Source organism: Paenibacillus sp. J2TS4, assembly GCF_018403245.1.
GTDB lineage: Bacteria > Bacillota > Bacilli > Paenibacillales > NBRC-103111 > Paenibacillus_L.
Window position 1 is genome coordinate 124125 of sequence record NZ_BOSH01000014.1, and the last position, 13861, is coordinate 137985.

Consider the following 13861-nt stretch of genomic DNA (forward strand, 5'->3'; position numbering starts at 1 on the left):
AGGTGGAAAGGGGAGATATTTTGATAAAGCTGTCACTAGTCATGATTGTCAGGAATGAAGAGAAAAAGCTAGAACGTTGCCTGAAGAGTGTACAAGCGCTAGTGGATGAAATCGTCATTGTGGATACCGGTTCGGAAGATAGCACGTTAGAAATAGCGAAAGCCTACAATGTGAAGTTGTTCCAATATCCATGGAATAACCATTTTTCCGAGGCTCGAAATTTCGCTTTAAGTAAATCGACGGGAGACTGGAACTTAATATTAGATGCGGATGAGTGGGTAACTAAAGGGAATCGTCAGCAGCTAAATACAATTATGGACAATCAACAAGCCATTGGCCGTATCCGTATTACCAGTTCATTTTTTGACGGGGAAGAAAGCTACACCCACTGCTATACTTCCCGTCTCATTCCAAGAGGCATTTTTTATAAAGGAAGGATTCATGAACAGATTGATTCTGCTCTACCCCGTGTAGATTGTGAGCTGGAAGTAGCTCATGACGGATATTACAAGACCGACAAATCCGAAAGAAATTTGGCACTTCTGCTAAGTGAAATTCAGGATTATCCAGATGATCCCTATTTACACTATCAAACAGCTAAAGAATATTATGGAATTTCTGACTATGAAAATGCGAATAAACATTATGTCCTTTCGTACACTTACCTAAGCGGATACGAGAATTATTACCCTAATGTTGTGGTTGATTATTTATATAATATAATGAAGTATGGGAATATGCAGAAGGGATTGGAGATTATACAATCGGAAGAAACCCGGATGAGGGATTTTCCGGATTTTTATTTTGTATGCGGTCTATTCTATATGAACCTGGTATCAAGTGATGTGTCCAAGTACCTTCATCTGCTCCTCCAAATTCAATCAAATTACATCAAGGCACTCGAGATTGGAGAAACATCCAAATACCTCACCGTGGAAGGAACGGGCAGCTATGCGGCCGCCTACAATTTGGGAGTGTTTTATGAAACAACAGGGGATACACAAGAAGCCATTAGGTATTATAAGGAAGCCGAGAAATACAATTATAGGCCTGCCCTAAATCGTTTAGCAGCTCTAAATCATTAGTACTTGCTCGTTGCCAATCTCATCGGTGATACAGCAGCTAGAAAAGGCCATCATCATGTACTGGTAGTTTTATAATGCATACTGCGTCAACCAAACCAGCGGTAGCCTTCTGAAAGGTTCATATAGTTTATGAAAAAGATGTCTTCAGTGATCTGCGCTTAACCGAAGACATCTTTTCCTTTATATGATTTTGTTAGGAGTAGCAGCGATATATTGTTGAAGCAGCTCCTTTTCCTTTATCGTCGTAAATGGACAAGTTATCACTTCGTTGTAATGTTGTTGTAGAGCGCAAACCATGGAATTAAACAAGTCCATACATTCAGTTAGATCGTATTTAATAATTTTTTCACACATGGAGATCATATAGGACCATTCAGAATATTTTGCTCTTGCCGTAATTTCCGGAACAGCTTTGCTTAAAAATAACGTCCGTTCATGAAAAGCTGCAAGATACTCTTCCAATAGATCAGGAGATAGCTTATTAGTTTGAATGAAACTCGTCATATTTCCGCAATGCTTGGTAAAGCGGTACAGAGGGACTCCTTTGGCTGCCACAGTATTAGCTTTTGCAAATACTTTATATATAATATGAATATCGTCCACAAGCACGTTCTCTTTAAAGTTTATGCCTTTGAACAGCTCTTTCCTAAATAACTTGGCAGGGGGAGCTACATTATATTTTTCTCGCTTTAATAGCTCGTCAAGCCCCTGTACTTTATTTAGAACCAGTAAATCCTCAAATACAAAGTAGGGCTCTAATTCACCGTTATAATCGTTCCAACTGCCGCAGATGGCAATATCGGCATGATGTCTATTAGATAAATTCCATAAAAACTCGAGCATTTGAGGCTCGCAATAATCATCATCATCTATAATGGTAACGTAATCGCATGAGGCTAATTCAAGCCCTTTGTTTCTTCCAGCGGGGGCCCCATTATTTTGGATAATATGGAACAATTTTATTCTATTGTCCCGCTTTGCATATTCCTCGCAGACTTGATCACTGCCATCCGTAGAACCGTTGTTAATTAGAATAAACTCAAAGCTTTCAAATGACTGTGCGAGTAGACTTTCTATAGACCGGGAAAGAAATGATTTTCGGTTATATGTGGACATAATAACACTGATTGCAGGTAGTCGGTTACGCATGATTCCACTTCCTCAATTTATACTGCTGGTTTCGTTGAAGTCATCGATATTCAATAGATTCTGCTTGCAAATTGAGAGTCGCTAAGTCCAAAGTCCTTAAGCTGCCTGGTTATAGAATCTGCAGCATGCGGGCTTTGTGTTGACACGATTACAAATATATCATTGGTACTGTCAGACGAGCGGTTATTAAGGATACCTGGCTTACTTACCGGCAGTCCATTAATCTGAGAGCCATCTTTGAATTCACTATTATCTAGAAAGCCTTTAACGTGATAACCCGCTTGTTGTAATATCCGTGCAGTACCTTCTCCATTATATCCCGTAGGAAATATATAGATATCTTTTTGCTCTTTTCCATAAATCAGTTCAAGAGTTTTTTCAATTGTAAATGTGCGATACAAACAGAGTCCCAGGTATTCCCCGTAATTGTTTATAAAGTTATACAAATCTATTTTTTCGGGTATATCACTTAACATGGCGAGAATGTCCCTGTTTCTTTCCAAAATATCAGATGACTCATGCAGTTGTTCCGTATCCAATGTGTCGACCCGCGTTGCGAATAAACCTAGCAAAAAACGAACACGGGAATAAATAAGATGGCAACGGTTATCCGTGTATTTTTTTTCTTTCAAAAACCGGAGTAAGTTCAAAGCTACGGTTAGATGAGATTTACTGTTAGCATAAGTTTTAATAGATGTTATCGAACCTGTAGCCCGGGGGCGATAGCAGTAGAAAGGCTCGGTAAGCAAACTAAACGAGTCAGAGCAGCAAATCACCCTGGGGAACCATTCCTCATCCTCCGAGTGACAGCCTTCTGGAAACATAATGTGATTGGATACTAGCATATCCCGCTTAACAATGAGTCTCCATGGTGTGCACAGTAAGTTAGGCAAACTGAGCAAATATTTGGCCATATCACTTGAGTTGCTGTTTTCAATGATTTTCGGGTCTAGCTGTATATCATTACATACAAAAGCCCCTTTTTCAGGCATGCAAATAAATTGCCCGATAATTGCGGAAGGAGAGGAGCCCTTTAGCAAATTAGTAATATGAGAGAATGCGTCCTTTACATAAACATCATCGCTGTCGCAGAAGTGTACATATTCCCCGGTCGCTATATGTAAACCGGCGTTCCTTGCCCCTGCGGGAAGAAGATTTGATTTAAGATGTATGGCTTTAATGGATGTGTAATTTGCTGCATATTTGTCACATATTCGGCCGCTATTATCCGTGGAGGCATTATCGACTAATATAATTTCATAGTCGCTGAAAGTTTGATTAAGTATACTTTCGAGACAGTCATTAATATATTTTTCCACGTTATAGACAGGTATGATTATACTTAACAACGGCAATATCTGATCACCTCAAAGGAAATATCTGCAATCGATTATTAATTTGTCAGGATACTTTCTGTCTATTCCAGCAAAACTATCCCAAGCAGTAATGATAACAAGAATGTCTGAGCTTTCACATATACTCTTTAAGCTATTACAATAAGTAATTTCTTTAAAGTTATATTGTCTATCAAAGGCCTCGTTGGCAACAGGATCGAATGCAAGAATATTGTTATAACCGGCATCTAATAAAAGTGAAATGATTTTCGCTGATGAACTATCCCGAACATCGTCTGAACCGGGTTTAAAAGATAAACCAAGAATTCCAATTCTGTTGGAAGGCTTGGCCGCTTGCTTAATCTTGTCCGCCATATAACGAGGCATCGATTCATTGATCTCGATTACATTCTGCAGCAAAAGCGGGTCATATCCTTTAGATACGGCTTGCGCATGCATGGCTCGGGTATCCTTCGGAAGACAATAGCCGCCATACCCACATCCCGGATATACATAGGAAGCCATATTACTTCCATTCCAGCGTTTATCCAAGTGGAGGATCCGAAATGCTTCTTTGATCTGAATATCTCCAATAACATCTGCTATTTTGGACATTTCATTTGAATAACTGATCATAGTTGCTAGAAGCGTATTAGATAAATATTTAATAAACTCGCCTGTATTAAGAGAGACGGGGAAGAATGGGGCATCAAATTCGCTATATAACGATCGAAGCATACTCTCTCCTAAAGCATCCGAGACACCGCAAACAATACGATCAGCATGAATGGCGTCATCCCAGCATTTTCCTTCCCGTAAAAACTCCGGGTTATTCGCGACACTAAAATTTTCACCTGGAGTCAATCCCTTTTCTATAAAATAGGGAATAATCCGCTCTTTTGTCGTGGACGGGGGAACGGTAGATTTGACAACGATAACACGATGTTTTCCATCGTTCAGAATCGTTGAAAATAGATCAATGGCCGAATAAATATACCTTAAATCGGCCGCTCCTTGTTCATCGCTAGGTGTACCCACACATAAAAAAACAAAGTCGCTTGCCTGAACTGCGGCTTCGACGTCATTTGTAATTGAAAAATTTTTATCGATATGACGTATTAGTGCACTGTCTAATCCTGGTTCAGCAAAAGGTAGTTTACCAGATCTAATCAAGTGCACTCTCTGGTGATTAATATCAAAACCGTAAACTTTATGGTTTTTCTCGGCGAAGGCCAAGGAAGTAGTAAGACCGACGAAACCTAGACCAAATACTGTAATGGTATATTGCATGGATAGACGTCCTTTTCATATTATTAGTTAGAAGATGCTTCTTTGTACCGGATGCCCTCTAAATAAACACGTTGCATACGCGGTGCTACGGTGTCAACGGAGTAATCATTAAGACGGTCTATGTCAACTACTCTACTGTCATGCTTTTCTATAATAGATAGAATGTATTCTGCCCAATATTTTTCACCCTTCTCAAGCGGAATGTAATCAACAAGACCTAGATTTGGTTCCGGTTGGCAAGCAGTAGATACGAAGCAAGGGACGCCCGCCGCTTGTGCTTCAATGAGTACATTGCCAAAGCCTTCATATATAGAAGGCAGCAAAAAATAATCGGATGCTGCCAAAGCAAGAGGAATATCGGTATTGCTATCAAGCATGGTAACGTGATTTTCAAGTTTAAGTGTTTTAATATGATGTTTTATTTCACCTTCGAGAGGACCCGGTCCGGTAAGCAATAGATGCAAATCATCTCGCTTTTTTACCATTTCTGCAAAAAAATTGAGAAGGAAGATTTGATTTTTTTGCGGCGCATATCTTCCTACATGGATAAAATTAATATTCTCAGAAGCAACATTAAGCTGCTTACAGGCTTCTGTTTTATCGCATGGTTTTGCCATAAATTTTTTTATGTTTACGGGATTTTCGGGGACCTCTGCCCTATTATCCTTCATGATATCTTTACCGAATAAATACTCGCAGGCTGCCCGTGAACATCCCCAAATATGGGTAGCGTATCGTTTGCAGAATACTATTCGCAGCTTTCTGGTTAAAACTCTCATCAGATTAAGTTTTTTTGTTTCGTCAAATCCAGTGTTTCTACTATGAACAATTCTAACGGGTACGCCTGCCAATTTAGCGGCTATGATTACAAAACCATCAAGATGCGGGTACACAATATGTACAGCACTGTAAGGGCCGTTATTTTTTAATATTTTGTAGAAACTGTATATGGAGTAAAAATCCATATAGACACTCCATTTTTTATTCCCTTTATGCTTAGTTTTTTCAAACAGATTAAAAATTTTACCGCCGTATGATTCAATTTCATTATGAAATCGGCCTTTTTGCGGTTTTCTTACAACGAAATCGATTAACAGCTTTTCCCTTTCGATTCCCCGATAAATATCCATTATGGACTTTTCTATACCGCCTATATCAATAGGTACTCCACTTACAAATAGAACTCTGTTTGGATTCTTGTCCATATTTCCCCTCGTTCATTGAAATAGCTATTGTCTCATGCAAAGTTTTCAGAAATTTACTCAATGGTTGCGTAACAAACGGTTTCCGAGGAACTATTGTTATAGTGTCGCAAATAAAATTTATATTCTGGAACGAGATTATTTAAAAATATCGGAATTTCCACAATATCAAGCGGATTGTGATAGACACAGATCGCTAATTTAGGCCTATATTTCCGAATGCTGTCTTGTGCACCTTTGAGTGCTTCCAACTCAGCTCCTTCAATATCCATCTTAATAAATGTTACGGGATCACCGTTCAGTATTTCATCAATCGATGTAACGGGAATTTGGATATTCCCTTCATTGCTGATTTGGCTGGTGCCGGAATTTGTTGATTGGAAACGCAAAACTCCATGTTTCCTCCAAAGACCATAGGGAAGCAGCTTAATGTTGCTGTCTTGAGAAAATTTGTCCATAAATTGTTGATGCTTTGTTTTTTCGGGTTCGAATGAGTAGATCTTGGCAAAGTTGCCGTTTGTGACTTTGAGAAATTCAATAACCGTGTCTCCTGTATAAGCACCACCATCTATAAAAATTTCATTCTCGGTTAGAGTTAAGATTTCCGGATCAAAGTATTGAGGGGAATGGCTTTGTAAAGGGATTAGATATTGATTGTCAGCTGTAATACAATAATTGATTCTATCGTAAAAAACTTTTCGCGAATATTCGTCAGCGAGTAGATTGTAAACTTCAGAAAACTTAGCTAGATGGTTGTTGACGACATTAAAGTAATCTTTAAAATTTTCAAAAAAAGGAGTTTCCGATACTATGACATTATTTGCTGAGGGCTCGACAACATTATTATGCAAATAGTGTTCCTTCAGTTGTTGGAATATTTGTTCGCGATATTTAAAGGATGTGATAATAATATAGCTATCACTATATTTGGTCCTCAGCTCTTCGAAGCTAATAACAGGGAATCCTTCTATTCGACACCCCCATTTACTAGGATTATTATCGCAAAAAAGCAATTGCCCGGAGAGATTGAATTTTTTGAAATATTCCAGATTTATTAATCCAATAATGCCTGTGCCGAACAATATAATAGGTTTGTTCTTGTTTTTTAATAGATGGGAGCAATTGTTTAGCAGAAGTTCAATTTGATTTGGGCTATTCGAAATCTTATTTATAGAAAATTGATCTACCATTCAATTTCTCTCCTGTCGCATTCGTTTAGGTAATTCAAATATCTTTTGATCCCATCCTCAATATGAACTCTCGGTTCGAATTGAAGTAATTTCCTTGCTTTGGATATATCCGGACAGCGACGATTAGGGTTATCTGTTAAATAATCTTTGTCTGGATGAATGTCAAACCGAATGTCGCCTCTATAATCTAAAAACTCCCGACCGATTTTCTGATACAATTCTGCTAACTGAAGAATGGAAAGCTCAGGACTATCGGAGCCAATGTTAAATATATCGAATTTTCCGTATAAGGCACATTTGATATACCCCACTGTAGCATCGGCTATATAATCAAATGTGCGAGTAGGCTTGCCATCCGAGTAGATAATTAAATCTTCGCGATTAATTACTGCTTTCGCGAAATCGGCCACCACTCTTTGATCATTAATTCTCATTCCTGGACCGTAATTATTGAAAGGTCGGACAATAGTAATCGGCATGTTGTATTGACGGGCAAAGTTATAACATAATGTTTCTCCAAAGCGTTTGGATTCGTCATAGCAGGCTCTTGGCCCAGATGTATTTACATTCCCCCAGTAGCTCTCATGAGTAGGGATTTGTGAAGGGTCTGGATCACCATATATCTCACTGCTGGAGTAAAATAGAAAACCTTTAATTTGATTATTCTTATAAAAATCAAGTAAACGCCGGAGACCTGTAACATCCGCGTCAATAGTTTCAATCGGATGCTGCCGATAATAAACCGGTGATGCAAGAGAAGCCATATGGAAAATAAGATTAGAACTCTTGGCAAAATCAAAATCACATGTAATTACATCGAGTTTGCGCAGATCGAATAGCGGATGCTCAATTATTCGATCGAGCCAACTTGGCTTCCCGAACATATAATTGTCGATACCGTACACTTTTTTTATACCGAGCCGTTCACCATATTCAAGAAAAAAATGCAGCAATGTATAACCGAGGGAACCTGCAAATCCTGTTATTAAGACAGTCGATTCTGCAAGTCTTTGTTTATCTATGTCTGATAAAGAACGATAAATCAAATCGATATCCTGTTTCGTAATGACTGGAATTCCCATCTACCTGTTATCTCCTTATCATTCATTTGGCAATGCGGCATCAGTCCCACAGTTTCCATGGAGCCTTATGCTCCTTCCAAAGCTGTTCGAGGACTCCTTTGTCACGTTGAGTATCCATGCATTGCCAGAAGCCGTAGTGCTTATAGGCGCTCAATTTTCCCTCTTCGGCAATTTTAACCAACGTATTACTTTCAAAGATAGTCTGGTCGTTTTCAATATAGTCAAAAACTTGCGGTTCGACGACCATGAATCCGCCATTGATCCATCCGCCATCCTCTTTTGATTTCTCTGTGAAACGTTCCACTCGATTTGTCACGTCTTCTATATCGAGCACTCCAAAACGACCACCTGGTTGAATTGCAGTCATAGTAATATATCCATTGGAATTGGTATGATATTCTTCGAGCGCCTTTATATCAACATCAGATACTCCATCGCCGTACGTTAACATAAATCGTTCATTATCTACATATTTCTTAATTCTCTTTATCCGGCCGCCTGTCATCGTATCCAGCCCTGTGTCCACAAGGGTTACACGCCAAGGCTCCGACACATTATTATGGATTGTCAGCATGTTTTTATTGACAAAATCAAAGGTTACGTCCGATGTGTGCAGATAGTAATCGGCAAAAAACTCTTTTATTACATACCCCTTGTAACCAAGACAGATTACAAAATCGTTATAGCCATAGTGGCTATAAATTTTCATAATATGCCACAATATGGGCCTTCCGCCTATTTCAATCATAGGTTTTGGTCTTAAATGACTTTCTTCACTTATTCTTGTTCCATATCCTCCGGCTAAGATAACGACCTTCATACTTAAAGTCCACTTCCCTTTTCTAATAGATGGTTTCTAATTCCCTTTGAATCATGATTCGAGTCGAATCATCTTTGCAAGCCTCTGCTGCTTGGTGATAAAGTTTTCTAGCTTCTGCTTTTAGCCCTGCATTAAAACAAGCTTGTGCTGCTAATGTCAATGCATTGGAATCGTCGGCATAAAACACTCTCAATACTGTCGCGGTTTCAAGCGCTGTAAGCAAGTCTCCGTTTAATGTCAGGAGGTATAATTTACTGCAAAGCGCTTCCTTATCAAGCGGGCAAACATTGAGTATTTGAAGAAGCAGTTCAGCTGCTTTTTCATAATTTTCTTCTGAAATAAATGTTTTAACAAAATCATTTGCTTTTGATATAGGGTTAAGATCCATCGGTTTAGTACTATATTTATTTATCAGTGATTTAAGCTGATCATAATTTTCATTTCCTACATACCGGATACAGATATTGGTTGCTTGGGCATAATCGGAGTTAATTAAAGCACGAAGCAATTCAGGATCTGAAGCCAGGAATTCATTCTTAATAGGATGGTCCTTGTCCTTTACAAGGAAGTCCTTCCCCGTAAGTGAAAGGAAGCTTGGCAGTAACATGGCTCCAAATTGATGTTTATTGTTTTGGTCGCATATAGACGAGAGATAGAGCAAAAAGGCGTTGGGAATATTTGCTCGCGGCGAAGCCGCCATGTTTATAGACCTGAACAGGCGGCATAAATAGTGATTAGCCACATGGGCAGGCTCAGGCTCGTTCATGTTATCGATTATTTGGTCAATACTATTTTGAACGTCTATAAAAATATTGTTTATTAATCCGTTGTCTTCAAGGACTTGATAGACAGCCCGATCGGATAATATGGTCTCTATTACCTCTAGTCTATCTTGGATGGAGGTAGACGTAGCTTTGGCAGCAACTTCAAAACAATCCTTTAGCGATGCGTATAATACATTGGCGATGAAATTCAAATTTTGGTCCGTCAGTTGGTTCCACGATTTTAACAGCGATCTGCTCTCATCATAAATTATTTTATAGTCGAGATACCTTGTTTTATCAATCTGTGCGTTGTACAAGGAGTTTTTTCTCATTCTATAATAGTGCAGGACTTTATTCAGGCCGACAACCGATTTAGAGACACGTAAAAAATCGAAACATATGACCGTATCTTTGCCATTAACCAAATTTACTGGTCTTGTATTTCTATATTCCAATCGTTTGCTAATCGTAGAAACTTTAAATAATTTCCCCCAAATCGGTCTAAAGCATCCGTAAATTTGCGGGAGCATTTTAGCTAAACTAGTAATATCATCGGTATAAAAATCAGGAGGACAACGCGTACCTCGCATTTGAATATTCTCCTCCTGGAACATCTCTGTCCCGCCGACAGCGATATCCGCGTCATGCTCTATAGCGGCTGTATACATTTCTTTCAAAAAATCACGATGAAGAAAGTCGTCACTATCCAATACGCACCAATATTCCGATTGCAAGCTGCTGCAATATTCAACAAATTCAGGATTAAATGGTTCATTAAAAACAATAGAGTTTCTTTCGTTTTTGAATAATTTTATTCTGCCATCTTTTCTTGCATAGCCTTCTAGAATCTCACTTGTTCTATCTGTACTTCCATTATCCAATACTACCCACTCGAAGTTGGCAAATGATTGGTTTAGCACGCTCTCTGCACATTCAACAATATAATTCTCTACATTATAAGCAAGTGTTTGTATAGTTACTGCCGGTGTTTTCTTATCCAATTGAAGTTTCTCCTTTATGGAACGTGTCATCGACTTATAGGTCACGTATTATATATATCGGTAGAAAGCATCCTATTCTAAAGATGATTAATTAATTTCCCCCATAGAAATAAATGGAATAAAATAAATGGGGATACAGCTGGGGCAAATAATATAAAATCAAATTATTTTCTAAAACTTCTAACACATTAGCCCCGTTTAACCGATATATACATTAAAATGTATATCTTTCAGGAGGTAAACTTCATGGCCTCTAACCTGCAAATTGGCCCTGTCGGGTCTGTTACGGGGACATCCTTCCCTAAAGAAAGAAGCCAAGAATCGGACCTATCCACAACTGCTAACTCGGATCAGTTGAGGAGAATTAAGAACATACATCAGGCAGAGCTTCAGGGAGAGAAGATTTCCATTAGCGATGCTCAATTAATGAGAGCGATTGAACGGGCGATCAAAGCAATGGAAGGCCCGTATACGATGTTTGAAGTATCCGTGCATGAGAAGACGAATGCCGTTATGGTCAAAGTGCTTGATCGGGATTCCGGTGACCTCATTCGGGAGATTCCACCGGAGAAAACGTTGGATCTGGTAGCAAAAATGATGGAGTTTGCGGGCATTCTGATCGACGAGCGCCGCTAATGCTAACGATGAAGTGGAGGGATAAGAGTGCGGATTAATGGATTTTCCGGAATGGACATCGATAAGATGGTAAAAGAATTGATGCAGGCTCACCGGAAGCCGCTGGATAAATTAACTCAACAGAAACAAACCATAGAATGGCAGAGGGAGAAGTATAGGGAAATCAACTCGAAGCTTGTCGATTTCCGTAACAATAAGCTATTTAATCTCAATATGAACAGCACATTAGGCGCTTTGAAATCGACGGTTACCGGAAATACAGCAGCTGTTTCAGCCAAAGCAGTATCTGGTTCAACAGCAGGCTCTATAGAGATTCAAGTGGAGAGCCTTGCATCAGCAGCCAGAGCCACAGGAGAAAGTATAGGGACTAATATAAACCCTAATGATATAAAATTAAGTGACCTTCACTCAGGTACTATTGGAGAAATTACCATAAATGGAGCAATAATAGAGTTAAGTCCGGATGATACGATTCAAACAGTGATAAATAAAATTAACAATAATAAAGACGCCAAAGTAACGGCTTTTTTTGACTCCCAATCCGGGCGTATGTCTATGATTTCTAAAGAAACAGGAAAAATAAACACTGACGGCAACATCTCCTTCGGAGATAATAATCCGTTGGTTGAAATTTTTAAATTGAACTCTTTCGAACCGGGTACAGATGCATCCGTAACGATCAACGGTATAAAAACCACCCGCTCCAGCAATACCTTTATGGTCAATGGAGTCGAAATTACACTCCATGCTCCTACCGGAACGCAATCTTCCATGATTACTACTTCCATGGATGCAGATAAAGTAGTCGACACGATTAAATCTTTCATAGAAGATTATAACTCACTACTTAAATTACTAAACGATACGGTGGAAGAGAAAAAGTACCGCGACTTTCAACCATTAACCAGCGATCAGAAAAAAGAATTAAAGGAAGATGACATTAAACGCTGGGAAGAGAAGGCCCAAAGTGGCTTACTCCGTAACGACAGCATTTTGAAAAAGATGATCTCCGATCTGAGGCTGGACATTATGTCCCCGGTAACCATCGGTAAGGATGCGGATGGCAACGACATTAAGATCATCCTAGACGAGGTCGGGATAACGACGGGCAAATGGGAAGATAAAGGAAAGCTTGTACTTAAAGATGAAGCTAAATTAAGAGATATGCTCGAGAAGAATCCGGAGGATGTCATTGCCTTATTCACTTCAAAAGGAACACCGGATGCGGATGGCAATACGCCCAAGAACACACAAGGAATTTTTCAAAAAATGTACGATGATGTTAAAGCGACTCTCGATTCTTTGTTTGAAAAAGCGGGAACTTCTAGATTTACCGACGCGCTGGAAGCCCCATTGAATGAGGAAAGTGTTATTGGAAAAGAATTAAAGAGTCTGGATCTGAAAATTAAGGATACAAATAGAAAATTATTGACGTTGGAGAACCGTTATTATAGACAATTTACCGCTATGGAAGTAGCCATGAACAAGTTTAATGCTCAGTCCGGTTTCCTGATGAATGCCTTCGGTGGATAATAATTGAAGGAGTGACAGCTATGATTTCTACGCCACAGAATAAGTATTTGAATCATACCGTTCAGACGGCGACTCCTGCACAGCTGCTGATCATGCTGTATGATGGCTGTATCCGTTTTTGCAAGCTGGCGATTCATGGGCTGGAGCAGAACGACCTCCAGCTAGTAAACACCAACTTGGTTAAGGCCCAGGCGATCATCAATGAATTAATCGTGACTCTCGATATGAACATTCCTCTATCTCAGGATTTACGACAAATCTACGATTATTGGAACCATCAGTTAATTGCAGCCAATATGGGAAAGCAAAAGGAGCCTGTTGAGGAAGTACTAGGTTTTCTGACGGAAATGAAAGAAACATGGGTACAAGCGGCCAGAAGCATAAATGCTGCTAAGCCCGCAGGCGGTCCCTATGGATAAGCTGATTGACGAATTGGATCTTCTGACGGTTCAATTCGTGGAACGAATGGATCAAGCTACTTACGAGGAAGTCGAGAAATTTGTCGAAGATAGAGAAAAATTAGTTCTATCCATTCGACAGAAGTGGACTTTAAAAGATAATCAAGATGTTGAGCCGTACAAAAATAAAATCGCCCGCGTTTTAAGCTACGATTCTGCAATTGAGGCTGTTATCCACAAACTAAAAACGGAAGCGGAACAGCATTTGGGGAAAAGTGCTCAAGCCAAGAGGCAAAGGGCAGCTTATGAGCCTCAAGTTTCTCCGGACGCATTTATGTTCGACAAAAAAAATTAATCCACATCAATTACCGTTGGAG

At 39.3% G+C, this 13861-nt stretch carries 13 protein-coding genes; 5 read left to right on the forward strand and 8 right to left on the reverse strand.

Annotated elements, in window-relative coordinates:
- Positions 1–20 precede the first annotated feature (20 nt).
- Positions 21–1085 carry a glycosyltransferase gene (locus tag KJS69_RS23795; RefSeq protein WP_213586291.1) on the forward strand — a complete coding sequence of 355 codons (1065 nt, stop codon included), beginning with the start codon at positions 21–23 and terminating at the stop codon, positions 1083–1085.
- 180 nt (positions 1086–1265) lie between these two features.
- Here KJS69_RS23795 and KJS69_RS23800 read toward each other — a convergent pair whose 3' ends face one another.
- From KJS69_RS23800 to KJS69_RS23835, 8 genes are read right to left on the reverse strand one after another with little or no spacing between them, the layout of a single operon-like run.
- Positions 1266–2234 (reverse strand): glycosyltransferase family 2 protein, encoded by a 969-nt coding sequence (locus KJS69_RS23800; RefSeq protein WP_213586292.1) that lies wholly within the window; start codon positions 2232–2234, stop codon positions 1266–1268.
- Positions 2235–2284: 50 nt separating this feature from the next.
- A complete protein-coding gene (locus KJS69_RS23805) occupies positions 2285–3589 on the reverse strand; it encodes a glycosyltransferase family A protein (RefSeq protein WP_213586293.1) in 1305 nt (434 codons plus the stop codon).
- A 12-nt stretch (positions 3590–3601) separates the two neighbouring features.
- Positions 3602–4858, reverse strand: a complete 1257-nt coding sequence (locus tag KJS69_RS23810; protein ID WP_213586294.1) for a UDP-glucose dehydrogenase family protein — start codon at positions 4856–4858, stop codon at positions 3602–3604.
- A 23-nt stretch (positions 4859–4881) separates the two neighbouring features.
- Positions 4882–6063 (reverse strand): glycosyltransferase, encoded by a 1182-nt coding sequence (locus KJS69_RS23815; protein WP_213586295.1) that lies wholly within the window; start codon positions 6061–6063, stop codon positions 4882–4884.
- 53 nt (positions 6064–6116) lie between these two features.
- The gene (locus KJS69_RS23820; RefSeq protein WP_213586296.1) at positions 6117–7250 is read right to left on the reverse strand and encodes an FkbM family methyltransferase; all 1134 of its coding nucleotides are present in this window, start codon (positions 7248–7250) and stop codon (positions 6117–6119) included.
- Positions 7244–8332, reverse strand: a complete 1089-nt coding sequence (locus KJS69_RS23825; protein WP_213586297.1) for an NAD-dependent epimerase/dehydratase family protein — start codon at positions 8330–8332, stop codon at positions 7244–7246. The genes KJS69_RS23820 and KJS69_RS23825 overlap by 7 nt, the downstream gene beginning before the upstream one ends.
- A gap of 40 nt (positions 8333–8372) precedes the next feature.
- On the reverse strand, positions 8373–9152 hold the full coding sequence (gene rfbF, locus KJS69_RS23830; RefSeq protein ID WP_213586298.1) for a glucose-1-phosphate cytidylyltransferase: 780 nt from the start codon (positions 9150–9152) through the stop codon (positions 8373–8375).
- 22 nt (positions 9153–9174) lie between these two features.
- Positions 9175–10917 (reverse strand): glycosyltransferase family 2 protein, encoded by a 1743-nt coding sequence (locus tag KJS69_RS23835; RefSeq protein ID WP_213586299.1) that lies wholly within the window; start codon positions 10915–10917, stop codon positions 9175–9177.
- 246 nt (positions 10918–11163) lie between these two features.
- Here KJS69_RS23835 and KJS69_RS23840 point away from each other — a divergent pair, with 246 nt between their 5' ends.
- From KJS69_RS23840 to fliT, 4 genes are read left to right on the forward strand one after another with little or no spacing between them, the layout of a single operon-like run.
- Positions 11164–11553: a flagellar protein FlaG gene (locus tag KJS69_RS23840; RefSeq protein WP_213586300.1), complete on the forward strand. Its 390-nt coding sequence runs from the start codon at positions 11164–11166 to the stop codon at positions 11551–11553.
- Positions 11554–11580: 27 nt separating this feature from the next.
- The gene (fliD, locus tag KJS69_RS23845; protein WP_213586301.1) at positions 11581–13086 is read left to right on the forward strand and encodes a flagellar filament capping protein FliD; all 1506 of its coding nucleotides are present in this window, start codon (positions 11581–11583) and stop codon (positions 13084–13086) included.
- Positions 13087–13106: 20 nt separating this feature from the next.
- The gene (fliS, locus tag KJS69_RS23850; RefSeq protein ID WP_213586302.1) at positions 13107–13505 is read left to right on the forward strand and encodes a flagellar export chaperone FliS; all 399 of its coding nucleotides are present in this window, start codon (positions 13107–13109) and stop codon (positions 13503–13505) included.
- Complete coding sequence (gene fliT, locus KJS69_RS23855; protein WP_213586303.1) at positions 13498–13839, forward strand: flagellar protein FliT; 342 nt, start codon at positions 13498–13500, stop codon at positions 13837–13839. Before fliS ends, fliT begins: the two co-directional genes overlap by 8 nt.
- The last annotated feature ends 22 nt before the right edge of the window (positions 13840–13861 follow it).